This is a genomic window from Kitasatospora cathayae, from assembly GCF_027627435.1.
In the GTDB taxonomy this organism is placed as follows: domain Bacteria; phylum Actinomycetota; class Actinomycetes; order Streptomycetales; family Streptomycetaceae; genus Kitasatospora; species Kitasatospora cathayae.
In genome coordinates this window covers 7,229,503-7,254,417 of the sequence record NZ_CP115450.1, presented here as the reverse complement: position 1 = coordinate 7,254,417, position 24,915 = coordinate 7,229,503, and the positions used below count along the sequence as shown (strand labels likewise).

The 24,915-nt window shown below is 73.3% G+C and carries 17 protein-coding genes and 1 pseudogene; 12 read left to right on the top strand and 6 right to left on the bottom strand.

The genetic code is table 11. The features are described 5' to 3' along the window. Positions 1-380 precede the first annotated feature (380 nt). A complete protein-coding gene (locus O1G21_RS32745) occupies positions 381-917 on the bottom strand; it encodes a winged helix-turn-helix transcriptional regulator (RefSeq protein WP_270148755.1) in 537 nt (178 codons plus the stop codon). Positions 918-1,038: 121 nt separating this feature from the next. On the opposite strand from O1G21_RS32745, the gene O1G21_RS32740 reads away from it, so the two are divergent. The 3 genes from O1G21_RS32740 to O1G21_RS32730 all read left to right on the top strand — a co-directional run bounded on the left by O1G21_RS32740 (position 1,039) and on the right by O1G21_RS32730 (position 7,993). After that, entirely contained in the window at positions 1,039-2,514 is a 1,476-nt protein-coding gene (locus O1G21_RS32740; RefSeq protein WP_270148754.1) for an MFS transporter, read from the top strand. Between the two features lie 1,279 nt (positions 2,515-3,793). After that, entirely contained in the window at positions 3,794-7,474 is a 3,681-nt protein-coding gene (locus tag O1G21_RS32735) for a SpoIIE family protein phosphatase (RefSeq protein ID WP_270148753.1), read from the top strand. Positions 7,475-7,588: 114 nt separating this feature from the next. After that, positions 7,589-7,993, top strand: a complete 405-nt coding sequence (locus O1G21_RS32730) for a nuclear transport factor 2 family protein (protein ID WP_270148752.1) — start codon at positions 7,589-7,591, stop codon at positions 7,991-7,993. Between the two features lie 93 nt (positions 7,994-8,086). On the opposite strand, the gene O1G21_RS32725 is transcribed toward O1G21_RS32730, so the two are convergent. Together O1G21_RS32725 and O1G21_RS32720 are read right to left on the bottom strand one after the other, a co-directional pair. Further along, a complete protein-coding gene (locus O1G21_RS32725) occupies positions 8,087-9,154 on the bottom strand; it encodes an S-adenosylmethionine:tRNA ribosyltransferase-isomerase (RefSeq protein ID WP_270148751.1) in 1,068 nt (355 codons plus the stop codon). Continuing rightward, positions 9,151-9,909 carry an SDR family oxidoreductase gene (locus O1G21_RS32720; protein ID WP_270148750.1) on the bottom strand — a complete coding sequence of 253 codons (759 nt, stop codon included), beginning with the start codon at positions 9,907-9,909 and terminating at the stop codon, positions 9,151-9,153. Before O1G21_RS32720 ends, O1G21_RS32725 begins: the two co-directional genes overlap by 4 nt. Positions 9,910-10,293: 384 nt before the next feature. Here O1G21_RS32720 and O1G21_RS32715 point away from each other — a divergent pair, with 384 nt between their 5' ends. The 4 genes from O1G21_RS32715 to O1G21_RS32700 all read left to right on the top strand — a co-directional run bounded on the left by O1G21_RS32715 (position 10,294) and on the right by O1G21_RS32700 (position 16,054). After that, positions 10,294-11,499, top strand: a complete 1,206-nt coding sequence (locus O1G21_RS32715; RefSeq protein WP_270148749.1) for a cytochrome P450 — start codon at positions 10,294-10,296, stop codon at positions 11,497-11,499. A gap of 347 nt (positions 11,500-11,846) precedes the next feature. After that, the gene (locus tag O1G21_RS32710) at positions 11,847-12,902 is read left to right on the top strand and encodes a type III polyketide synthase (protein ID WP_270148747.1); all 1,056 of its coding nucleotides are present in this window, start codon (positions 11,847-11,849) and stop codon (positions 12,900-12,902) included. A gap of 199 nt (positions 12,903-13,101) precedes the next feature. Then, entirely contained in the window at positions 13,102-14,109 is a 1,008-nt protein-coding gene (locus tag O1G21_RS32705; RefSeq protein ID WP_270148746.1) for a DUF1259 domain-containing protein, read from the top strand. Between the two features lie 346 nt (positions 14,110-14,455). Further along, entirely contained in the window at positions 14,456-16,054 is a 1,599-nt protein-coding gene (locus O1G21_RS32700; protein ID WP_270148744.1) for a multicopper oxidase family protein, read from the top strand. A gap of 36 nt (positions 16,055-16,090) precedes the next feature. Here O1G21_RS32700 and O1G21_RS32695 read toward each other — a convergent pair whose 3' ends face one another. After that, positions 16,091-17,041, bottom strand: coding sequence for a pseudouridine synthase (locus tag O1G21_RS32695; RefSeq protein ID WP_270148741.1), 951 nt, complete (start codon positions 17,039-17,041; stop codon positions 16,091-16,093). Positions 17,042-17,149: 108 nt separating this feature from the next. Here O1G21_RS32695 and O1G21_RS32690 point away from each other — a divergent pair, with 108 nt between their 5' ends. After that, complete coding sequence (locus tag O1G21_RS32690; RefSeq protein WP_270148739.1) at positions 17,150-18,241, top strand: PP2C family protein-serine/threonine phosphatase; 1,092 nt, start codon at positions 17,150-17,152, stop codon at positions 18,239-18,241. 93 nt (positions 18,242-18,334) lie between these two features. On the opposite strand, the gene O1G21_RS32685 is transcribed toward O1G21_RS32690, so the two are convergent. Continuing rightward, the gene (locus tag O1G21_RS32685; protein WP_333493518.1) at positions 18,335-19,165 is read right to left on the bottom strand and encodes a poly-gamma-glutamate hydrolase family protein; all 831 of its coding nucleotides are present in this window, start codon (positions 19,163-19,165) and stop codon (positions 18,335-18,337) included. A 42-nt stretch (positions 19,166-19,207) separates the two neighbouring features. Between O1G21_RS32685 and O1G21_RS32680 the strand changes: the two are divergent. Next, a pseudogene (locus O1G21_RS32680) lies at positions 19,208-20,125 on the top strand (IS200/IS605 family accessory protein TnpB-related protein); the annotation flags it as partial. 220 nt (positions 20,126-20,345) lie between these two features. Beyond that, the gene (locus O1G21_RS32675) at positions 20,346-21,209 is read left to right on the top strand and encodes a DUF5995 family protein (protein ID WP_333493517.1); all 864 of its coding nucleotides are present in this window, start codon (positions 20,346-20,348) and stop codon (positions 21,207-21,209) included. On the opposite strand, the gene O1G21_RS32670 is transcribed toward O1G21_RS32675, so the two are convergent. Then, positions 21,170-22,609 (bottom strand): GuaB1 family IMP dehydrogenase-related protein, encoded by a 1,440-nt coding sequence (locus O1G21_RS32670; RefSeq protein ID WP_270148737.1) that lies wholly within the window; start codon positions 22,607-22,609, stop codon positions 21,170-21,172. The two genes, O1G21_RS32675 and O1G21_RS32670, sit on opposite strands and share 40 nt — an antisense overlap. A gap of 296 nt (positions 22,610-22,905) precedes the next feature. Here O1G21_RS32670 and O1G21_RS32665 point away from each other — a divergent pair, with 296 nt between their 5' ends. Both O1G21_RS32665 and O1G21_RS32660 read left to right on the top strand, forming a co-directional pair. Further along, entirely contained in the window at positions 22,906-24,399 is a 1,494-nt protein-coding gene (locus tag O1G21_RS32665; protein ID WP_270151374.1) for an SDR family NAD(P)-dependent oxidoreductase, read from the top strand. Between the two features lie 21 nt (positions 24,400-24,420). Further along, entirely contained in the window at positions 24,421-24,885 is a 465-nt protein-coding gene (locus tag O1G21_RS32660) for a nucleotide triphosphate diphosphatase NUDT15 (RefSeq protein ID WP_270148735.1), read from the top strand. The last annotated feature ends 30 nt before the right edge of the window (positions 24,886-24,915 follow it).

The following is a 24,915-nucleotide window of genomic DNA, read 5'->3' as shown; positions in this document are numbered from 1 at the left end:
GGGCGGGTCGGGTCGGTGGCGGGCGGGTCGGTGCGCTGTTCCTGGACGGGAGCAGCAGGCTGTGGTGTCCGTACTTCGTGAGGCGCAATCGGGCGGAGCGGGGCGTACGGCCGTGGGAGCATCCGGGGCGGCCGAAATCGTCTTCCGGGCGGACGACTTCGCAGGTCGCGGCCGCCTGGGCTCACCGCACATGACGAACTCGCCCGCCTCGTGGAGCAGACCGCCGACCGGCTCGCGGGCCGGCACGTCGGCGTGGTGGTCGCCGGGCTGGCCGGTGGCTCCGTGGCGGGCAGCATCTGCCTGCTGTGGGTGCGGCGCCCGCGAGGCCGTCGGCGACCTGCCGGCGGCCTCGTCGGCCTGCCCGCCCCGGTGGTGCCCCGCTACGCCGCGGCCGAGGCGATCGGTTCGAGCAGCAGGTGCGGGCGGACCAGGGCGCGGGAGACCGGGTCCTCGCGGTGGCCCCCGGCGTGGGCGGGGTTGGGGCGCATGGCGACCTCGGCCGGGGGGACGGGCCCGCCGCCGCACGTGGGGCAGGCGCCGACGACGTCCAGGTCGGTGCCGCAGCCGGCGTGCGCGAACAGGTGGTGCGGGCCGCCCGGTGTCGCGTGCCGACCGCCCCAGCGGCTCAACTGGTAGAGCGGGCCCCAGAGTTCGAGGCCGGCCTCGGTGAGCAGGTAGCCGTGGCGCAGCGGCGTCCGCTGGTACGGCTCCTTGCGCAGCACCCCGGCCGCGACCAGGGCGTTGAGGCGTGCGGTGAGGACGGCGCGTGGGATGCCGAGGTGAGCGAGGAAGTCGTTGAAGCGCTGCACTCCGTAGAACGCGTCGCGGACGATCAGCAGGCTCCAGCGCTCGCCGACCACCTCCAGGGCGCGGGCCAGTGCGCACTCCTGCAGTTCGTAGTCGGTTCCCAGGGCCATGCGGGCCAGCGTAGTCCACCGTCGAAGCGGGTTCAATGAACAGACCGGCGGTGGTAGCGTGCTGCCCGAGACGAAGGTTCATTCACCAGACCCACTGGTCCGCCCTCCGGAGGGAACACCCATGCCCCCCGCACCACCCGGCTCCGCCCCCGCCTCCCCCGCCCCGGCTGCGGTGTCGGCTCCGACCACCGCGCCCGTCCGGCCCGGCGCCACGCTGGCCGTCACGGCCGCCGCGACCGCCCTGGTCACCGTCGCCTACACCGCCCCCACCGCCGCACTCGCCGCCACCGCCCAGGCCGCCCACCTCGGCGCCTCGGGCCGCACCTGGATCCTCACCGGCACCCTGGTCGGCATCTCGGCACTCCTGCTCACGGCCGGCAGCGCCGCCGACGACCACGGCCGCAAGCGGGTCTTCACCTTCGGTATGCTGCTCTTCGCCGCCGCCGAAGCCCTGGCCGCGCTCGCCCCCGGCGGCGCCGTCTACCTGGCCGCGCGCGTACTGCTCGGCGTCGCCTCGGCCGCCGTCCTGGCACCCGCGCTCGGCCTGATCAGTCACGCCCACCCGGCTGGCCCGGACCGGATCCGGGCGCTCGGGATCTGGGGCGCGGCCGTCGGTCTCGGCATCGCGGTCGGGCCGGTCTACGGCGCGCTGGTCCAGCAGTGGGCCGGCTGGCGCGCGGTCAACGGCGGGCTCGCCGTCGTCTCGGCCGCCGTGGCCGGCTGCGCCGCCGCCTGCCTCACCGAGTCCCGGGCCGACCGGCCCCGCGCGCTCGACCCGTACGGCGTGCTGACCCTCACCACCGGGACTTCCCTGCTCATCGCCGGACTCGCCGAGGGCCGCAGCGGCTGGGCACGGCCCATCGTGGCGGCCCTGCTGGTCGGCGGGGTGGTACTGCTCGCGGCCTTCGCGGTGGTCGAGGCGAAGGTCCGCGAGCCGATGCTCGACCTCGCGCTGTTCCGCAGCCCCGGCTTCATCGCCGCGACCGGCGGCGCCCTGTTCACCGGACTCTCGCTGGTCGGCTTCATGAGCTACCTGCCCACCCTGCTCCAGGGGGTGCTCGGCCTCTCCGGCCTGGCCGCGGGCGGAGTACTGGCCCTCTGGTCCGGCCTGTCCGTGGTCGCCGCCCTCCAGGCCCGACGGCTGGCCGCCCACCTGTCGGCCACCACCCAGGTCGCCATCGGCCTGCTGATCTGCGGCCTCGGCGAGGCCGGACTGTACGGGCTCACGCCCGGCTCCTCCTGGCTCCGGCTGGCCCCCGGCCTGGCCGTCGCCGGCATCGGCAGCGGCGTCCTCAACGCCGCCCTCGCCCGGCTCGCGGTCAGCAGCGTCCCGGCTCACCGGGCCGCCATGGGCTCCGGGGCCAACAACACCTCCCGCTACCTCGGTTCGGCCCTGGGCGTCGCCGTGACCGTCGCCGTCGCCGGCTCCGCCCGCCCCACCACCCCCGGCCCCGAGGCCGCAGCCCACGCCCTCGCCACCGGCACCGACCGCGCCACCCTGGTCGCCGCCGCCCTCTGCCTCGCCGGCGCCGCCCTGGCCCTCGCCGCCCGCAGCGCCGAATCCCGCACCACCCCCGAACACACCACCACCCGATGACCCGCCCCCGGCCCGACCACACGAGAATTCGGACCCGCCGACTTCCCATGCACAGCCACAACCCTCAGCCCGCACCCCGGGCACCGGACACCCTCTGCCCCACCGGAACCCGCACCACCACCCGGTAACCCGGGGCCGGGCCGAACGCGCAGGAAGTCGGACCGGCCGACTTCTCACGCGCAGCGACACAACCCTCGGCCCGCGCCCCGGCAACAGGCACCAACCGCACCATCACGGCCACCGCCCCCGGCGCCTCACCATTCACCCGAAGCGCACCACCCATGCTCCGGGGCCACACCGAGCGCACAGGAAGTCAGACCGCCGACTTCCCGCGCGCGGCTACCCTTGGTCAGCACCCGTCCGGAGGCCGCAGCTCGGCCCCTGGCAACTGCACCAGCCACGTCATCCTCGTCGTCGCCGCCGCCGTTTGCCTCGCCGGACCGACACCGAAACCCAGGGGCGAGACAAGCGCACAGGAAGTCGGACCGGCCGACTTCTCGCGCATAGCGCGCACTCAACGCCCGAGCGGCAACGAAAAGGCCCACATCGGCCGCTGGCCCCGGGGCAACACAGGAAGTCGGACCCGCCGACTTCCCACGCGCGACACGCCCGGTCCAACGCCCGTGCGGGTGCGGAGGTCGGGTGGGTGGAACTCCCCTGCCCCGCAGCCGGACCGAGCCAACGCAGGAAGTCGGACCCGCCGACTTCCCGTGCCGAGCCCGAGCGCCGCCAGCGGCCCGAGAGCACCTGGCCACCCGGTCGAGCGGCGCCTCACCCGGACCACGGGTTTCGGGGTGTACGGGGGTTCACTCGCCGGGTGCGATGTCCTCTCCGGCGGTGGCCTCAGCGGCATCGTCGGTGATTCTTCGAGCTGGTCGATGGTGGTTTCGTCAAGGTCGGTGAATCCTCCGCCGAAGTCGGGCACGGGAGTCTCCTTGAACGGGCTGCGGCCGACGTTGCCGTCGGCACTGCTCCGAGGATCGCGGCGTCCTCCGAGTGCCGGATGGGTGTCCGCCCAAGTCCTCTCGCCCGTGGGAGCGTTACCACGCGGGAGCGGGAAGCCCCGTCGACTTCGTTTGCCAGGGGTGCGGTGTGGATCGGGGCCGTGGTGGCAGGTGGGGTACGACGACCGTGAGGGTGGGCTGTCCGGGCGACCGTCCGGGGCCATGGGTGCTGCCGGGCAGCCCGGGGGTCACGATGAGCGGTGGCCGGGGGCCGCGTGCGAGGATGGCAGGGCTGGTGGGAACGAGCTCCCGGGTGGTTGGGCGGTTCTCTGGCCATGGTGAACGACGACGGACAGCGCCGGGGGGAGCCTCAGCAGGACGTCCTGCTGATGGTGCCGATCGCCACGGCACTGGTCGAGGCCGACGGGCGGATCCTGCACTGGAGCGGCGACGCGGAGACACTGCTCGGCTACGGTGCGGACGAGGCGGTGGGCGCGAAGGCGGCCAAGCTGCTGATCTCGGACGAGCAGCGGCCCGAGGTGCTGGAGCTGTTCGCGGAGATCCTGGCGGGCCGGGAGTGGTCCGGGGTGTTCCCGGTGCGGCACCGGGACGGGCACCTGGTGAACCTGGAGTTCCGTACCCATCCCATCCGCGGGCCCGGTGGGGCGCCGTTGGTGCTTGCGGTGGCCTCCGAGGTGACGACGCTGCGCCGGATCCAGGCGGATCTCGCCGTGCTGGACGGCTTCTTCACCCAGTCCCCGGTCGGCATGGCCGTCTTCGACACCGACCTGCGCTACGTCCGGCTGAACGAGGCGCTGGCGCTCACCAACGGGCTGGCCGCCGAGGCGCACCTGGGCCACCGGCTGACCGAGGTGCTGCCGGGGACCAACGCCGCCGAGGCCGAGGCGGTGATGCGGGAGGTGCTGGCGAGCGGCCGGCCGGTGGTGGACTTCCGTTCGCAGGACCGCGCGCCGGAGGATCCACGGCGCGACCGGGCGTTGTCCGCCTCGTACTTCCGGCTGGCGGACCAGGGCGGGCGGGTGCTCGGGGTGAGCGCGACGGTCATCGACGTGACGGAGCGCTACCGCGCCGAGGCTCGGGCGGCCCGGGCGCAGGAGCGGCTGTCGCTGCTCGTCGACGCGACCGCCTCGATCGGCACCACACTGGACCTGCGGCAGACCGCCCGCGAGCTGGCCGACGCGATGGTGCCCAGCGTCGCGGACATCAGCGGGGTGTTCGCGCTGGAGGCGCTGATCGCCGGGCGCAACGTCGAGCCGCCCGCTCCGGACGCCCGGCAGCTGGTGCGCCGCCTGGCGCTGTCGACCGCCGACCCGCTGTATCCGGCCGAGTCGCTGCCGGTGGACTCGGTGTACGAGCTGCCGCCGGACTCCCCGTACGCCCGGGCGCTGATCACCGGGCGGACGGTGGTGGTGCCGTCCTGGGAGCTGCCGCCGCTGGCCGACGGCATCAGCGAGAGCCGCCGCCGGGCGTTCCTGGGCGACCGGCCGCGCTCGGTGCGGATCACGCCGCTGGTGGCGCGCGGCACCACGCTGGGCATGGTGGTGTACTCGCGGCGCGGCGAGCGCGAGTCCTTCGCCGAGGCCGACATCACCCTCGGTGAGGAGCTGGCCTCGCGCGCGGCGGTCGCGATCGACAACGCCCGGCTGTACCTGCGCCAGCACCAGACGGTGCTGGCGCGGCAGCAGGCGCTGCGCGAGGCGAAGGCCGCGCAGGAGCGGCTGGCGCTGGTCAACGCGGCCTCCGCCCGGATCGGCACCACGCTCGATCTCGACCGCACCGCGAACGAGTTGGCCGAGGTGGCGACGCCCCGGCTGGCCGACACGGTGGTGGTGGAGGTGCTGGAGGAGCTGGTCCGGGGCGAGCGCGAGGGGCGGCCCCCGGCGGACGGTTCGGCGCTGCTGCGGCGGATGGCCTTCCATTCGGTGCGCGGCTCGACCATGGCGCCGATCGCCCGGCTGGGCGGGGTGCACCGCTTCCCGCCCGGTTCGCCGTACGCGTGGAGCCTGGCGCACCGCAAGCCGGTGCTGGTGCCGCGGATGGACGAGGAGGGCATGGCCTGGTTCGCCGACGACCCGGTGCGCACCGCGGCCGTACGGGAGCAGAACGTGCGCTCGTTCATGGTCGTCCCGCTGATCGCGCGCGGCAGTCCGGTCGGCGTCGCGGGCTTCTACCGGACCCTGGTCGAGCGCCCGTACGAGGACGAGGACCTCGCGCTGGCCGGGGAGTTGGCGGTGCGGGCGGCGGTGTCGATCGACAACGCGCTGCTGTTCACCCGCGAGCGCGACGCGGCCGCCGCCCGGCAGCGGGCGCTGGACGAGGCCTGGGCCGCCCAGCAGCGGTTGGGTCTGCTGAACGAGGCCAGCAACCGGATCGGCACCACGCTCGATCTGCACCGCACGGCAAAGGAGTTGGTGGACGTGGTGATCCCGCGCTTCGCCGACTTCGTCACGGTGGACCTGCGGGACACGGTGCTCGGTGGTGAGGAGCCCGGCCCGGTGCCGAGGGACGGATCGGTGCTGATGCGCGCGGTGGCGGTCGGCGAGTTGGCGCCGGACGGCAGCATGACGGCGGCCGCCGACCAGGTCGGCGAGACCTCGCAGTCCGCCGAGGTGTACGCGCAGAGCCTGCGCACCCGGCGGTCGATCCTGGTCTCCGAGGTGACCGAGAAGGAGTTGCGGCGGATCGTCGCCTCCCCCGACCGGGTGCAGCCGGGGCTGGCCGCCGGGATCCACTCGTACCTGATGGTGCCGCTGGTGGCGCGCGGACTCGTACTGGGCGGCGCGGAGTTCCTCCGCACCCGCAATCCGGCGCCGTTCGGCGCGGCGGACCGTTCGCTGGCCGAGGAGCTGGCCGCCCGCACCGCGCTGGCGATCGACAACGCCCGGCTCTACCGCCGGGAGCGGGACACCGCGCTCACGCTCCAACGCAGCCTGCTGCCCCAGGAGATCCACCGCACGCTCGGGCTGGAGCTCGCCTACCGCTACCTGCCCAGCAGCGTGGTCAGCGAGGTCGGCGGCGACTGGTTCGACGTGGTGCCGCTCTCCTCCGGGCGGGTCGCGCTGATCGTCGGCGACGTGATGGGACACGGCATCCGGGCTGCCGCCACCATGGGCCAACTACGGACTGTGGCACGGACGTTGATGATCCTGGAGCTCAACCCGGAACGGGTGCTGCACCGGCTGGACGAGACCACCACAGCGCTCGGCGAGGGCCAGTTCGCCACCTGCGTCTGCGTGTTCTACGACCCGGCGGACCGCAGCTGCACCGCCGCCTGCGCCGGCCACTTGCCGCCCGTGGTCGCCGACACCGAGGGCAACGCCCACCTGGTCGACCTGCCGCCCGGCGCACCGCTCGGCGTGGGCGGAGTCGAGTTCGAGAGCGTCGAGTTCACCCTCCCCGAGCAGGCCATCCTGACCCTCTACACGGACGGCCTGGTCGAGCGCCGGGGCCGCGACCTGGACGAGGGCCTGCAACTGCTCTGCCGTACGGTCGCCGACCGGAGCCGCTCGCTGGAGCAGACCTGCGACGCCGTCCTGACCCGGCTCACCGGGCGCACCGCCGAGGACGACATCGCCGTGATCATGGCGCAGGTCCGCCCGGAGGGCGCCGACCTGATCGCCAACCTGCCGCTCACCGGCGACCACGCGATGGTCGCCCACTCACGCCGCTTCACCCGCGAGACGCTGACCTCTTGGGGCCTGGCCGCGCTCGTGGACTGGGCCGAGCTGCTCACCAGCGAGCTGATCACCAACGCCCTGGTGCACGCCGGATCCCCCACCCAGTTGCGGCTGTTCTGCGACCGGGTGCTCACCGTCGAGGTCGCCGACCGGGAGGGCGGCACGCCCCGGATCCGCCACGCCCGCAACGAGGACGAGGGCGGGCGCGGCATCCACCTGGTCAACGAGCTGGCGCACCGCTGGGGCAGCCGCCGGACCGCGAACGGCAAGGTGGTCTGGTTCGAGCTGGAGCTGCCGCCGGGCTTCCCGACCGCATGAAACAACGGATGGTTGTCGGCGCGGTCCGGGGGTTGTTGGCCGCCGGAAGGACCGCTGGGCTTTCCTGTTGCCACGGCGGGAGAGCCCCGACCGGACGGACCAGAGGAGCCCACCATGCAGCAGGCCGACGCCCGCACCGTCGTCACCGAGTACGTCACCCGGCTCGCCGCGGGCGAACTGGACGCCGCCATCGCCCTGTTCGCCGAGGACGCCGCCTGGACCTACCCGGGCAGCCTCGAGCTCTCCCGCACCTGGCGCGGCAAGCAGGAGATCTTCGGCGACTTCCTCGGCCAGGTCGGCACCCTCTTCGCCCCCGACGGCCTGCCGACCATCACCCTCACCCATGTCCTCGCCGACGGCCCGCAGGCGGTGGCCGAGTGGACCGTCGTCGGCAAGGCGGCCAACGGCGCCGCGTACGAGAACCACTGCCTCGGCGTGTTCACCGTTCAGAACGGCCTGATCACCACCGTCCGGGAGTACCTGGACACCCACCACGTGGCACGGACCCTGCTGGCCTGAGCGCCGCTCCGCCTCACCTGCGCCTGCGACCAGTCGCTCGGTGACGGCCCGCGCGGACGAGAGCGCACCGCCACCGGCTGACGCGAGGGCCCGTCAGTCCGGCAGCAGCAGGTTGACGTCGCCGAACTCGTGCCACAGGTACCGCTGGTGGACGGCCTCCCGGTAGCAGTGCGCCAGCAGTGAGCGGCCCGCGACGGCGGCCAGCATCAGCAGGTGGGAGGCGCGCGGCTCGTGCCAGCCGGTGAGCAGGCCGTCCACCGCGCGCACCCCGCGCTCCGGGGTGATCACCAACTCCGTCCAGCCGTCGGCCTCCTGGAGCGTGCCGTCCGGCGTGACGGCCGACTCCAGGGCGCGCACGACGGTGGTGCCGACGGCGATCACCCGGCCGCCGCCGGCCCGGACGTGGTCGACCAGCCGGGCGGTGGTCGCCGGGACGTGGAAGCGCTCGGCGTACGGGGCCTCGTGCGCCTCCGGCGAGGCCACCCCGGTGTGCAGGGTGACCGGTGCGAGCAGCACGCCCCGACCGGCCAGCCGGGCCACCGTCCGTGGTGTGAACGGGCGGGCGGCGCTGGGCATTTCGCTGCTGCCGGGCACGCTGGCGAAGACCGTCTGGTAGGCCTCGAGCGGCCAGTCGTGGTCCACGTAGCCGTACCGGATCGCCCGGCCGTGCCGTGACAGGTACCCCAACAGGGGTTCGGGCAGGGTGAGTTCGGCACACCAGAGGCGGGCGGTGAAGGGCTGCACCAGCTCGGCCGTGCCGTCGGCCGGAAGTGCGACGCGCAGACCCGGCCGGGCCGGGGACTCCTGCGGCGGGTAGTAGGCCGCCGCGGCGCCCGGTACCACCCGGCGCAACTCGACCAGGTGGGCTCCCCGTTGGTCCGGCTGCGCGGAGGACAGGTGCAGCGCGACCGGGGTGCCGTCCGGCAACCGGCCCGGCAGGGCGGCCGGGAGGGTGGCCGAGTCGTTGACCACCAGGAGGTCCCCCGGGCGCAGCACCTCCGGCAGTTCGGGGAAGCGGCGGTGCTCCACGGCGCCGCTGGCCCGCCGGCCGACCAGCATCCGCACGCCGTCCCGGGCGCCGGCGCGCGCCTCCGCCGGTGCGCGGGCGGAGAGTTCGGGCGGGACGGTGACGTCGAGACCCGGCTCGGTCAGGGACGTCATCGCCCACCCCGGTCGGCGGCCGGCGCCGCCGCCAGGTCCGCCGCGCGGTAGCGGCCGGAGTGGGTGCGGTCGCGCAGCAGGCCGAGCAGCACGGACGCGATCTGCTCGGGCAGCGGCTCGCCGGAGATGTCCTCGCCCGGGCTGGCCTCCTGCAGCATCCGGGTGCGCATGTTGCCCGGGTCGACCGCCCAGACCCTCAACTCCGCTTCCTCCCTGGCGAGTACGGCGGTGGCCTGGTCGAGCGCGGCCTTGCTGGCGCCGTAGCCGCCCCAGCCGAGGTAGGGCTCCACGGCGGCGTCCGAGCTGATGTTGAGGACGGCGCCGGAGCGGGCGCGCAGTTGGGGCAGGACGAGCTGGGTGAGGGCGATCGGGGCGAGCGCGTTGACCTCGAACAGCTCCAGCAGGTCCGGCAGCGGGAAGTCGGCCAGCCGGGGCAGCGGTTCGGCTCCCGGGGCGGCGGCGCCGTTGAGCGAACCGGCGTTGTTGACCAGCAGGCTCGCGCCGCCGAGACCTTCGGCGGCCTCGGCCAGCCGGGCCCGGTGGTCGTCGTCGACGATCGATCCCGGCAGGGCGACGACCTTGGTCACGGCGGCCAGGGCCGCCTCGGCCTCGGCCAGTTCGGCCGCGCCACGGGCGGTGATCACCAGCTGCCAGCCCTCGGCGGCGAGGGCGTGCGCGAGGGCCAGCCCGAGGCCGCGGGAGGCGCCGGTGACGAGGGCGACGGGGGCGGGGGCGATGTGCGGTGCTTCGTTCATGGGGCCAACGATCCCGCCGCCGGGGCTGGCCGCGGATCGGCCGCCCGGCTCGGGACCGGGTCGTGCGTTCGTCCTAGATCGACGGACGGTCCTAGGACCCGGCCTCCCCGCCCTGTGGGTCGGTCCAGGCGGCGAGGGGGCGGCGGTGCCGGCTCGTCCAGCGTGGCCTCGCGGTGGCCGTGAGCAGCCGGGCGGCGGACCGACGCGCGGCGGCCGGGGCGACCGCGGGACGGGGGCCGGGCGCTCCTGCCGCTGATCAGCCCGAATGAATTACCGGCGGTCCCGCACCTCCACCGGTGTGCGCGGCCGACCGAACGGGTACCGGTGCTCAGTCCATCATCCGCCGTCCCATCCGGCCCGCACGGCCCAGACCTGGAGGTCCGCATGTCCTCTGACTCCAGCGCACGGAACTGCCCGTTCGACTTCGCCGAAGCCCTTGAGTTCGACCCGACGCTCCGACAGCTCATGAACGACGCACCGGTCAGCCGCATCCGCCTCCCCTACGGCGAGGGGGAGGCTTGGCTCGTCACGGGGTACGACGACGTGCGCACGGTGACCACTGACCGGCGTTTCAGCCGCCACGCCATCGTCGGCCGGGACTTCCCGCGCATGACTCCCGAGCCGATCGTCCAGGCCGAGGCGATCAACGTCATGGACCCGCCCGCCAGCGCCCGCCTGCGCAGCCTGGTGTCCAAGGGCTTCACACCCGACCACATCGAGCGGATGAGGGACCGTACCCAGCACGTGGTGAACGAGCTGCTGGACCGCATGCGGGACCAGGGTCCGCCGGCCGACCTCATGGAGCACCTGGCCCACCCGCTCCCGCTGATCACGATCTGCGAGGTCCTGGAGATCCCCGAGGCCGACAGCGCACGGCTGCGCGCCAACGCCCGGACGATGATGAACATGGACCTGGACAACAAGGCGGACGCGGTGCGGGCCAAGGCCGACCTGCGGGCGTACTTCGCCGAGCTGACGGCCGAACGGCGCAGGAACCCCGGTGACGACCTGATCAGTGCGCTGGCCACGGCCCGCGACGGGGACGAGGTCCTCGACGAGCAGGAACTCACCGTGATGGCCATGGTCCTGCTGATCACCGGCCAGGACACCACGACGTACGAGCTCGGCAACCTCTCGTACACCATCCTCACCCGGCCGGAGGTGCGCGCCACCATGCGCGAGCGGCCCGAGATGCTCACCCAGGTGATCCATGAGATGCTGCGCTTCATCCCCTTCCGCAAGGGCGTCGGCATCCCCCGGGTGGCCCTTGAGGACGTGGAGCTGAGCGGGGTGACGATCCCGGCGGGGGACATCGTGCACGTCTCCTACCTGACCGCCAACCGGGACGGCCGCAGGTTCGAGCGGCCCGACGAGCTGGTCCTGGAGCGGACCAGCCCCTCCCACATGACCTTCGGCTGGGGCGCGCACCACTGCCTCGGCGCACCGCTGGCCATCACCGAGCTCGAAGTCGCCCTCGGGACCCTGCTGGAGCGCTTCCCCAGGATCGCGCTGGCGAAGCCGGCCGCGGAGCTTGCGTGGAACACCTCGTCGATCTGGCGCTATCCGCTCGGGCTGCCGGTCACCTGGTGACGGTGCCGCACGCTCCGGCGCTCGCCCACCGCCACCTCGTTTCCGGCATCGCCGCGTACGTCGGCCCGCGCACCTCGGAGTGCGCGGGCCGACGTGCGCGCGGGACCCACCTTCCGTACATTGGGCTGACGTGGCCCGAACCAACTCGCGGCCGGCGCAACCACCCGCACGGCGAGCATCCGAATCCTCGCTCTGCCGGCTCGTCCGCCACGCCGTTGGGCCCCGCCCGGTGAGTCCCGCCGCCGTGCCGTCTCCACGCGTCCGGCTCGCAGCGGTTGCCGTCCAGTGCTGAACTCCCCGCCTCGCCAGGGTCGCACCGGGAACTCCGCCCGTCAGGAGGAAGTCCCATGGCCGTTCTGTGCAAGCCGGCGATAGCCGTGCCGGAGCACGTCATCACCAACGAGGAAACCCTCGAACTGGCGCGCAGGCTCCATCACGACCATCCCCAGCTCGATCTGGCGTTGCGCCTCATCAAGAACACCGGGGTGCGGAAGCGACACCTGATCCAACCCATCGACACGGTGCTGAAGCACCCGGGGTTCGACGAGCGGAGCGCCGTCTTCGAGGCCGAGTCCAAGGCCCGCGTCCCGGCGGTGGTGGTCAGGGCCCTCGAAACGGCCCAAGTGGAGCCGTCGCAGATCGACCTGATCGTCTACGTGTCGTGCACGGGTTTCATGATGCCGTCGCTCACGGCGTGGCTGATCAACAAGCTGGGCTTCCGGCCGGAGACCCGGCAGCTGCCGATCGCCCAACTGGGCTGTGCGGCCGGCGGCGCGGCGGTGAACCGGGCCCATGACTTCTGCTCGGCCTATCCGGGCTCCAACGTGCTGATCGTGGCCTGCGAGTTCTGCTCCCTGTGCTACCAGCCCACCGACCTGGGCGTGGGGTCGCTGCTCTCCAACGGCCTGTTCGGCGACGGGATCGCCGCCGCCGTGGTCCGGGGCGAGGGCGGCACCGGGATCCGGTTGGAGCGCAACGGCTCGTACCTCATCCCGAACACCGAGGAGTGGATCTCCTACGCGGTCCGCCCCACCGGATTCCACTTCCAGCTGGACAGGCGGGTGCCAGGGACGATGGAGCCCCTCAGCCCTGCCCTGCGCGCGGTCGCCGAGCAGCACCAGTGGGACGCGGGCGCGCTGGACTTCTACATCATCCACGCCGGCGGTCCGCGGATCCTGGACGACCTGAGCCGCTTCCTGGAGGTGCCGCCCGAGGCGTTCCGCTTCAGCCGGGCCACCCTCACCCAGTACGGCAACATCGCCAGTGCGGTCGTGCTCGACGCCCTGGCCCGGATGTTCGACGAGGAGTCGGCTCGCGACGGCCACCACGGGCTGATGGCGGGGTTCGGCCCGGGCATCACCGCCGAGATGTCCCTGGGCACCTGGGCGTCCCCCGGTTCCTGACCGAAACCGAGCCTTTCCCCCATCCGATCGTTCCCCCATCCGATCGTTCGTCCGGCCGCCGGCACACCCTGGCGGCCGACCCGGACGGGAGCCGTCACCCGCGCGCCGCCGTGGCCACGACGCGGGGACCGGCTCCCGTACCCGCCCCCCGCCCCACTCCTCCCCGGCCAGAAGGCCGGGGCATCCTGGGAGACCAAAGGTGAAGACCGAAGACGCGAACCCCGGGAACCCCGTTCCCCCCGCCGTGCCCCGACGACCGCTGCTGGCGGCGGCCGGGCTGATACCAGTGCTGGCCGGCCTGGCGGGGGATGCGGCCATGAGGTCGGCCGCAGCCCACGGTTCCGGCGGCATGGGGTCCGCCCCCAACCCGGTGACCACCAGCGAGGCGGACTGGGGCGACATCGCGCGCGCCCTCGGCCGCCCGGGCAACCTCATCCGAAGGACCTACCACCACACGCCCTTCCCGCGACACGACCTGCACGTGGTCAGCCGTGGCGTCACCATCACCCCCGGGCTCGCGCTGGGCTCGCACGCCTCCTTCGCGCGGTACGACGACGGCAGCACCCTGATGATGGGCGATCTGGTGGTGACCGGAGACGAGCTGCCGGCGTTCACCGACGCGCTCCAGGCTCAGGGGATCGCCCTGACCGCCCTCCACAAACACCTGCCGGAGCAGTCGCCGGACGTCTGGTGGACCCATGTCTGCGCACACGGCCACGACGCCGTGGCACTGGCCTGCGGGCTACGGACCGCGCTCGACCGCACCGGTACGCCGGCACCGCGCCCGCCCGAACCGCCCCGGCCCCTCGATCTGGACACCGCCGGCATCGACGCCGCACTGGGGGCCACGGGCAACAGCGGCGAGGACGTCCATACGTGCGTCTTCGTCCGCCGCGAGACCATCGTCGACGAGGGGCACGTCCTGCCACCCGGCCTGGGCGCGACCTCGGCCTTCAACTTCCAGCCGCTCGGCGGAGGACGGGCCGTGCTCAGCGGCGACCTCGCCATGGTCGCCACCGAGGTCCAGGAGGTGCTCGCGGTGCTGCGGCGGGGCGGCATCGAACTCGTCGAACTCCACAACCACGGCCTGACGGACGAACCGCGCCTCTTCTTCACCCACATCTGGGCCCAGGGCGATGCCGTGGACCTGGCCAGATCGGTCCGCCCCGCGGTCGCCGCCACCAATGTCGTACCGGCCACCACCTGACTGACCGGTGAGGATTCCCAGCCTTCCCCCGTCGTGCCCGACGTGTGTCGGGCACGACGGGCACGACAGGCCACGACGGGCACAGCCGGACACCAGCAGGATGCAGAGCGCGCGAAGCCCGCTGATACTGAGCCAGCGGGGCGGTTACCAAGCGCGGCGCGAGCCGCACACTCAGCCACCGCCAGGCCCGCGCCGTCATGTGCGCGGCAGCCGCTGGGCGGGGCGGCCGGCGACCACGGCCGGCGACCATCTGCCCGGCGGCACACCGACCGCCGGGTCCCGGACAGAGAGACCGAGGATGCTGAACCGACGAGACCTCCTCAGGGCCGCGACCATAGGCGGCCCGGTGGCCCTCCTCCCATGGGGCCTCACGCCGAGCCTGGCCCAGACCGAGCCAGCCGCTCTGCCGGCCGCTCAGGCCAGGTCGGGGCCCAGCGGGCGCGCCGCCCGGATCGTCCCCTTCGCGCACGCCATGCGGGTGCCCCCGGTGCTGAGTCCGGTGTCGCGGACGGATTCCTCGGACCTGTACCGGCTGCGGATGGCCGAGACCGAGGTGGAGATCGTCAAGGGGCTGCTGACCACCGTCCGGGCCTACGGCGACTGCTTCCCCGGTCCGACCATCCGGGCGGTCAAGGGCCGGGAGGTGGTGGTCCAGCAGACCAACGACCTGCGCGTGCACACTTCCGTCCACCTGCACGGCGGCCATGTCCGGTCGCGGTACGACGGCCTGCCGATGGCCCTCATCAAGCCCGGCGAGACCCGCGAGTACCGCTATCCCAACGAACAGGAGGCCGCCTCTCTCTGGTACCACGACCACGCGCACCAGCTGGAGGCCGAGAACGTCTACCGCGGCCTGGCCGGCGCCTACCTGCTCAGCGACCCGCACGAGAGCGGCCTGCCGCTGCCGGACGGCGAGTTCGACATCCCGCTGCTGATCCGGGACGCCCGGATCGAGACGGACGGCAGGCTGGTCTACACCGACCCGTACGAGTGCCCGCACATGCTGGTCAACGGCAAGGAACGGCCCTACTTCGAGGTGGCGGCGCGCAAGTACCGTCTGCGGGTCTTCAACGTCTCGCCCAACCGCCACATATCGCTGCGCTTCGCCGACGGCAAGCCGTTCACCCAGATAGCCTCCGACGGCGGGCTGCTCGCCGGGCCGGTGGAGTTGGACGAGCTGACCCTGGCCGGCGCGGAACGCGCCGAGATCGTCGTCGACTTCGCCCGCTACCCCGTCGGCGAATCGGTGGTGCTGGAGAACACGGCCGCGCTGAAGACGGAGCGGCCCGAGGTGCTGCGCTTCGACATCACCCGGACGGCCGAGGACCGTAGCCGGATACCGGACGTCCTGGCCACCCTGCCGCCGATCCCGAAGGCGACGGTGCACCGGGAGTTCTGGCTGACGACCTTCCCGGACACCAGGATCAACGGGCGCAAGTACGACCCGGACCGAACCGACGTGCGGACGACCGTCGGCACCAGCGAGATCTGGACGATCCACAACCACCTCACCCGCCGACCGGCCGGGGTCTTCCACGCCCCCCACTCCTTCCACACCCATCTGGTGCGGTTCCGCGTGCTGGACCGTGACGGGAAGCCGGTCGGCCCGGCCGAGGCCGGGCTGAAGGACACCATCCCGATCCATCCGGGCGAGACCGTCCGGATCGCCATGACCTGGGGCGACTACCCGGGCGAGTACGTCTATCACTGCCACCACATGGTGCACTCCTCGCACGGCCAGATGGGCCGGATCGACGTGCTGCCCGCAGCCCCGGAAGGCCGCGCCAAGGAGTCGGACGAGGCCCTGGCCGACTCACCCCCGTCCTCGGAAGCCTCGGTGTCCGGAGCCAACCGGTCCGGATCGTCGGCGTCCGGAACCGGTCGACTCCGGCGACGGCGGCATGGGAGGCGCCACCGCAGGCACCGCGTCGGCGTCTGGGCCTGACTCTGTCCGGGACGAACCCAGGACGCGCCGAGAACCCTAGGACGCGCCGAGGGCCCAGCCCTCGGGGTCGGTCCAGGCGGCCAGCGTGCGGCGGCTCTCGAAGCGGCGCTCGCGGCCGGTCAGCGGGTCGGTGAACTCGAGGACGGAGGAAAGCAGTTGGAGCGGCCGGCGGAAGTCGTCCGGGGCCGGTTCGGGCAGCACCACCGGGTAGACCGGGTCGCCGAGGATCGGCACGCCGAGCCCGCACATGTGCAGCCGCAGCTGGTGGGTGCGTCCGCTGTGCGGGCGGAGGTGGTAACGGGCGAGGCCGTCGCGGTGGTCGATCAGGTCGATCCCGCTCTCGCTGTTCGGCGGGGCGTCGACCTCGCGGGCGGCGATCACGCCCCGTTCCTTGACGATGTGGCTGCGGACGGTGCGGGGCAGGCTCAGCGCCGGGTCGTAGGGGGCGACGGCCTGGTACTCCTTGCGGACCAGCCGGTCGCGGAAGAGGGTCTGGTAGGCGCCTCGGTCCTCCGGCCGGACCACGAACATGGCCAGGCCGGCGGTGAGCCGGTCGAGCCGGTGGGCGGGGCTGAGCGCGGGCAGGTCGAGGGTGTGCCGCAGCCGGGAGAGCGCCGTCTCGACCACGTGCCTGCCGCGCGGGGTGGTGGCCAGGAAGTGCGGCTTGTCCACGACGACCAGGTGCTCGTCCCGGTGCAGCACCTCCAGCTCGAACGGGACGCGGACCTCGTCCGGCAGGTCCCGGTGGAACCACAGGTGCGCGCCGGGCCGGAACGGCGCGTCGGGCGCGACCGGCCCGTCCTCGCCGACGATCTCCCGCCCGCGCAACGCCGCGTCGATCCGCTCGGCCGCCACGGTGGGCAGCCGCTCCACCAGGTGGGCGCGAACGGTCGGCCAGGGACCCTCGGCCGGGAGCCGCAGGTGCACCGGGTCCACGCCGTTGCGCTGCGGGAGGGGGGAGGCCGGGCGGCGGCTCTTGCGTCTCATCTCGCGGCCCAGCCTAGTCGGGTACGCCCGGCCGCCTTCGTCCGAGGTGCCGCCCGCGGGGGGTGCGGAGCAGAGTGGACCGTAGGCCCGCTCAGCCCTGGAGGATCTGTGACCGCCGACGACGGCCTCGCCGGTGTGCCGCCGCTGCACCTGCCGCGACGCACCCGGCTGCTCCTGTACGGCGCCTTCGCGCTGCTGGTCGGCGCCGTCGTGGCCGACCTGGTGACCGGCCCCGGCACGACGCTCTCCCCCGTCCTCGCGGTGGCGCCGGTGCTGGCCGGAGCGGCCACCCGGACGGCCCGGGTGCCGCTGATCGCCGGGGCGATCGCCGTCCTCGCGGTCGGGCTGCTGGAGACCACCAACACCGATCTGCCGACCGAAGTGCACATGACCGCGCTGATCACGGTGCTCGCCGCGACGCTGGCCAGTGCCGCCAACGTCGTCCTGGTGGCGGCCCGGGAACGGGAGCTGTTCCGGGTCCGGACGGTGGCCGAGGCGGCGCAGCGGGCCCTGCTGCGCCCGCCGCCGGAGCGGATCGGGCGGCTGCGGGTGGCCGTGCGGTACGTGGCGGCGGCGGCCGAGGCACGGATCGGCGGGGACCTGTACGCCGTCGTCGAGACCCCTATCGGCGTGCGGATCCTGCTCGCCGACGTGCAGGGGCACGGGCTGCCGGCGGTGGAGACGGCGACGGACGTGCTGGGCGCGTTCCGGGAGGCGGCGCGGACCGAACCCGACCTCACCCGACTGGCGGAGCGACTGGACGCGGCGCTCACCGCGCGGTCGGAGGACGGGCGGTTCACCACCGCGCTGCTGCTGGACGTGGCGCCGGACCGCGGGCCGGTGACGATCGTGAACTGCGGCCATCCGCACCCGCTGCTGCGCCGCGCGGGCGTGGTGAGCGACCTGGAGCCGCCGTTCCCGGCGCCGCCGCTGGGCCTGCTCGGGCTGACCGACGGCGGCTACCCGGCGGGCCGCTTCGAGCCGCGGCTCGGTGACCTGCTGCTCCTGCACACTGACGGCGTGTCCGAGGCCCGGGACGCCGAGGGGCGGTTCTACCCGCTGGCGGAACGTCTGCCCCGCCTGCCTGCGGGGAACCCGGAGGACCTGCTGGACGCCCTGCTCGCGGACGTCCGCGGCTGGGTCGGGGCCACCGGGCTGGCCGACGACGCGGCGGTGCTGGCGCTGCGCTGGGAGTACTGAAGTCGACGCAGGGCCGACTGATTTCAGTGGTGTGTGTGCAAGGGCTTCACGCACGGACGGGGCCTGTCGGCCGCGCGGCCGGCGGGCCGTCCGTCACCGGATGGGCTGGGTCGCCTCCAGCCGCTGGATCGCGGACCGGACCGCGGTCGTGAAGCTCCAGAACAGCAGCAGGGTGTTGGCCGCCCGGTCGGTCCGGGTGTTCCTGCCCGGGGTGAACATCGCGGCGCGCAGCTCGGTGGTCAGCTCCAGCTGGGCGCCCGTGCCGAGCAGGCTGCGGTTGCAGATGTTCGCCGGGTCGAGACCGGAGAGCTCGTGCTCATCGGACACGTTCACGGCCCGGATGCCCGCTGCGGCGAACTCCTCCATCAGATACCGGCGGAGGGTGGAGTTCAGGCCACCGATCACGACGGCTCGGGCACCGGGCTCCAGACCGGCCGTGGCGGTGGTGCAGCCGTGCAGCGACAGCACGTTGAGGCTGCCGGCGCACATCGCGCGGGCCACGGTGTCGTCGCAGTGGGTCGAGGTGACGTGCAGTGCGCGGTTGTCGGAGGGGCGCAGGCCCTCGAACATCCAGAAGTCGTGCACCGGCCCGGCGGCCGGGGTCGGGGCGAGGTCGGCGGGGTGGTGACCGGCGACGGCCAGGCACAGCTCGGAGGTGCCGCCCTCGATGTCGCCGCCGTGCGGGGCGATGACGGTGGTCCGGATGAACGCCGTACGGTCCCGTGGGCCCTGGTCGTCGATCAGGTGCCGGCGGTGGCGGCGGCGGTGGTCCACGCCCTCGACCAGGGTCGGGTCGGCGTAGAGGGCCGTGTTGGAGGGGTAGCGGTCGACGGCGCTCGCGGTGGTGCTCCCCACGGCGGCGCCGAGGGCGCCGAGGGCGGGGGCCGCGGCGAAGCCGGTGATCAGGGTGCGACGGTCGATCACGGTCAGAGGCCAGTCAGGAGGTGGGACATCGACAAAGCCGGGGCGGAGTCACGTCACGGTCCGCTCCCGTTCGCGCAGGGGTTGCGAACTGCCCGGCACACCGAGCGGGCCGACCGGATCGAGGGCAATCGGGCGGTGGCGTACCGGATCCATCTGGACGTGCGGCGGGGGCGGTGGTACCTGGATGCCTCCTGGACCCGGCCGGTGGTGCGGACGATGCCGCTGGAGGCGGCCCGGGCGGCCGGGATGGTCGGCGTGGACACCACCGCCGACCACTTCGCGGCCTGGCACCTCGACCGCCATGGCAACCCGGTCGGCGAGCCCCGCCGGTTCCACTACGACCTCTCCGGCGCCGCAAGCCACCGCGACGCGCAGATCCGCCACGCCATCACCCGGCTCCTGAACTGGGCGAAGCGGTGCGGTGTGAGGGCGATCGGCCTGGAGAACCTGGACTTCACCGCCGATACCACTCGCGAGAAACACGGCCGCAAGAAGAGGTTCCGGCAGATCGTCTCGGGCATCCCCACTGGCAGACTCCGCGCCCGGCTCGTGTCGATGGCCGCCGAGCTGGACCTGGTCATCGTCGCGGTGGACCCGGCCTACACCTCTCAATGGGGGGCGCAGCACTGGCAGCGGCCGCTTGCGACGCCCACTCGTAAGACCACCCGGCACGATGCCGCGAGCATCGCGATCGGGCGACGCGCCCTCGGGCACCCGATCCGGCGACGGACGGCACCGCCCCACGACGACCGGAGTGATCGTCGTGGGCATCGGACCGTCCAGGCCGGACCGGGCGTCCGGGGGCGTGAGGAAACCCGCCGCCCCGTCACGGACCGTAGCCGCGAGCTGCGCGCCCGAACGGGGACAACGAGAACGCGGGCGACCAGCGCACCCAAAACCGTTCGGGATGCGCGCAGTGCCGGGACGTGGGTCCAAGACTCACTCCTGCTCACTGATTAGGAACGGTCGGCCTGATCGTGTGACACCGGCTCGACGGACGCGCGCCGCGCCCACCGGGCACATCTCCACGCTGCCACGATGATGCGATCAGTGCACGATCGGAGGGTGGCGCATGCCCGGTTCAGCAACGACCCGCACGGTGACGGCCCAAGCGGCGACGGCCCAAGCGGCGACGGCCCGTGCGGGAACGGCCGCTACACCGGCGACGGCCCGTACACCGGTGACCGTCGAGGAGGTGGTCGGCCGGCTGCGGGAGATCTCGGCGGCCCTGCCCCTCGCCGACGGGGTGGCGGTCTTCAACCGGCTCTACCTCACCGTCACGGAGGCGGTCCGCGACCGGCTCGCGGACGGGTACTTCGCCGACCCGCCGGCGATGGCCGAGCTGGACGCGGTGTTCGCCGGACGGTACCTGCTGGCCGTGGCCGCCGACGCGGCCGGCCAGGAACCGCCCGCCTGCTGGCGGCCGCTGTTCGCGCTGCGCGCCCACCCGGGTGTGCACCCGCTGCAGTTCGCGCTGGCCGGGATGAACGCCCACATCCAGCACGACCTGCCGCTGGCGGTGGTGGACCTGTGCCGTCGCCGGGGCTGCGAGCCGGCCGACGTCGAGCAGGACTACCACCGGATCAACGGGGTGCTCGCCGGGGTGGAGTCGGCCGTCCGGGAGCAGCTGCTGCCCACGCCCGAGCTGCCGGGGTGCGCCGAGCCGCTGACCCACCTGCTCGGCGCCTGGTCGGTCGAGGCCGCCCGCGAAGGGGCCTGGTCCGCCGTCCAGGCGCTGTGGGAGCTGCGCCGGCTCCCGGCCGCGGCCCGGGCGTTCGCCGCGGCACTGGACGGCTCGGTCGGGCTGCTCGGCCACGCCCTGCTGCTGCCGCTGCCGGCGTCCGACGGCTGCGGCGGGCACGCCGACACCGCAACCGGTACCAGGCACCCGGACGCCCCCGGCACGGCCACGGCCGCCCGGCCCCCCGAAGCGAGGAACCGGACGGCCGACGAGAGCCTGGGCGCCCCGCTCAGCGGAGCGCCCGACGGAACGGACCCGGGCGGTCAGGCCCAGCTGGAGTGCAGCGGCTTGCCCTCGGCGTAGCCCGCCGCGCTCTGGACGCCCACGATCGCCTTCTCGTGGAACTCCTCCAGGGTGTTGGCGCCCGCGTAGGTGCAGGAGCTGCGCACGCCGGCCACGATCGAGTCGATCAGGTCCTCCACGCCCGGGCGGGCCGGGTCGAGGAACATCCGGGAGTGCGAGATGCCCTCCTCGAACAGCGCCTTGCGGGCCCGGTCGTACGAGGAGTCCTGGGCGGTGCGGTTGCTCACGGCGCGGGCCGAGGCCATGCCGAAGCTCTCCTTGTACTGGCGGCCGTCGGCGGTGGTCTGCAGGTCGCCCGGGGACTCGTAGGTCCCGGCGAACCAGGAGCCGATCATCACGTTGGAGGCACCGGCGGCCAGCGCCATGGCGACGTCGCGCGGGTGGCGCACGCCGCCGTCGGCCCAGACGTGCTTGCCGAGCCGGCGGGCCTCGGCGGCGCACTCCAGGACGGCGGAGAACTGGGGGCGGCCGACGCCGGTCATCATCCGGGTGGTGCACATGGCGCCCGGGCCGACGCCGACCTTCAGGATGTCGGCGCCCGCCTCGACCAGGTCGCGGACACCGGCGGCGGAGACCACGTTGCCGGCCACGATCGGGATCTGCGGGTCCAGGCCGCGCACCGCGCGCAGCGCGCTGATCATGCTCTCCTGGTGGCCGTGCGCGGTGTCGACCACCAGCACGTCCGCGCCGGCCTCGATCAGCGCCTTGGCCTTGCCCGCGACGTCGCCGTTGATGCCGACGGTGGCGGCGATCCGCAGCTTGCCGTTCGCGTCCACGGCCGGGGTGTACAGGGTGGCGCGCAGCGCGCCCTTGCGGGTGAGGATGCCGACCAGCTTGCCGTCGCGGTCGACGACCGGGGCGAGCTTGCGGTGGGCCTCGGTGAGCTTGTCGAAGGCCGCGCGCGGGTCGATGTCCTCGTCCAGCACCAGCAGGTCGCGGGACATGATGTCGGCGAGGCCGGTGAAGCGGTCGACGCCCTGGCAGTCGGACTCGGTGACCACGCCGACCGGCTTGCCGTCCTCGACCACCACGAGGGCGCCGTGGGCGCGCTTGTGCAGCAACGAGAGCGCCTCGGCGACGGTGGCGCCGGGGGTCAGGGTGATCGCGGTGTCGACCACCAGGTGGCGCTGCTTGACCCAGGAGATGACGTCGGCGATGACCTCGGTCGGGATGTCCTGCGGGATGGCGACCAGGCCGCCGCGACGGGCGACGGTCTCGGCCATCCGGCGGCCCGCGATGGCGGTCATGTTGGCGACGACGAGCGGGATGGTGGTGCCGGTGCCGTCGTTCGAGGAGAGGTCGACGCCCTGCCGGGAGCCCACGGCGGAACGGCTCGGGACCATGAAGACGTCGTCGTACGTCAGGTCGTACGAGGGCTTGAGGTCGTTCAGGAAACGCATGAATGGGCTCTCTGGCTGGGAGAAATTACACCTCGGGTGCGGGTGCGGCAGGGCCGCCGGGGCGCACTCGGGCGCCCTGCACCCAGCATTCGATTCTCCGTGAGCGCGGGGTCAAAAGCCAGTTCGAGGAGCATTGCTGGTGCTGTGCACAAAGCATGATCAATGCTCCGCGCGTAGACATGGAGGATCCTCCAAACACCCGGCCCCAGATCAACTTTTCGCCCCGGCCGGTACCGCTCCCGTAGCATTCACGCGGTAACGGCGAGGCGACTGGGAAAGCGGCAGCGGGCGTGAGCATCGAGCAGATCGACATCGAGCAGGGTCTGAGCGGGGAGGAGATCGACTACGGTCCCGGCCTCGACGCCGAGCGGCTGCGGCTCTGCCTGGAGGTGCTCGCGGAACTCGACCAGCTGCACGTCGACCACCCGGACGCGATCACCGTCCGCAAGGCGGTCGGCGGCATATTCCGGACCCTCAAGCAGCGCCGCCGCCAGGAGACCCGGGCCCGCAAGACGGCCAACGACCGCGCGGTCACCGCCCGCACCGCGACCGGCGCCCCGAGCCGGATCGACGACGAGACGGCCGGCGCCTTCGGTCTGACCACCGTCACCACCACCGAGATCGCCGGCATCCTGGAGCGGCCGCGCTCCTGCTACATCTGCAAGGGCCGGTACGTCGAGGTCGACGCCTTCTACCACAACCTGTGCCAGAAGTGCGCGGTCCTTAACCGGTCCCGCCGGGACGCCCGGGCCGACCTCACCGGCAAGCGCGCGCTGCTGACCGGCGGCCGGGCCAAGATCGGGATGTACATCGCGCTGATGCTGCTGCGCGACGGCGCCCACACCACCATCACCACCCGCTTCCCCAACGACGCGATCCGCCGCTTCAAGGCGATGCCGGACAGCGCCGAGTGGATCCACCGCCTCAAGATCGTCGGCATCGACCTGCGCGACCCCGCGCAGGTGATGGCCCTGGCGGACGAGGTCGCCGCCGACGGCCCGCTGGACATCCTGATCAACAACGCCGCGCAGACCGTCCGCCGCCCGCCGGAGTCCTACCGCGAGCTGGTCAACGCCGAGTCCGCCCCACTGCCGGCCGGTGAGCTGCCGCAGGCCACCACCATCGGCCGCTTCAACAGCGGCAGCGTCGACCTGCCCGCCCTCCCCCACCAGGCGACCGGCGGCGAACGGCGGCTGGCCGCCGAGGACGTCACCTCGCTCGCCCTGGTCACCGGCTCCGCCACCCCGGCCCGGATCGAGGCCGGCACCGCGATCGACGCCGGAGGCCTGGTGCCCGACCTCGCGGACACCAACAGCTGGGTGCAGACCGTGAGCGAGGTCGGCCCGGTCGAGCTGCTCGAGGTCCAGCTCTGCAACTCCACCGCGCCGTTCATCCTGATCAGCCGGCTGCGCCCGGCGATGGCCGCCTCCGCGTCCCGCCGCAAGTACGTGGTCAACGTCTCCGCGATGGAGGGCGTCTTCTCGCGCGGCTACAAGGGCGCCGGTCACCCGCACACCAACATGGCCAAGGCCGCGCTCAACATGCTCACCCGCACCAGCGCGCAGGAGATGTTCCAGAGCGACGGCATCCTGATGACCGCCGTGGACACCGGCTGGATCACCGACGAGCGACCGCACCCGGACAAGATGCGGCTCGCCGACGAGGGCTTCCACGCCCCGCTCGACCTGGTCGACGGCGCGGCCCGGGTGTACGACCCGATCGTGCGCGGCGAGGCCGGCGAGGACCTGTACGGCTGCTTCCTCAAGGACTACGAGCGCGCCAACTGGTAACCACCCGAAGGAGATGGCCACTTGACCACCGCATCAGCACCCGCACCGCTGCTCGGCGCCGGGATCATCGTGCCCACCGGGGACGGCCGGGTGCTGATCGGCCGCCGCACCACGGCCGGTGAGCCGCCGACCTGGAGCCTGCCCGGCGGCAAGGTCGACCCGGGCGAGTCCTTCGAGCAGACCTCGGCCCGCGAACTCGCCGAGGAGACCGGGATCGTGCTGCCCGCCGAGGCGATGCGGGTGCTCGCCGTGCACCTGGACCACGAGCTCGGCCGGCCCCGGCTGACCGCCGCCGTGCTGGCGCCGCCGAGCCTGGCCGAGGCGGTGGTCACCGAGCCGCACGCCTGCGCCGGCTGGGAGCGCTTCGCGGTGGACGCGCTGCCGGAGCCGATGTTCTACCCGTCCGCGCTGGTGCTCGGCAGCTGGCTGCCCGGGCTGGACGGCGTACGGCGGGACGGGACGCACGGCTACCCCGTCGCCCGCTGATCCACGGGCGACGGGGCGGCCGACTCCGGT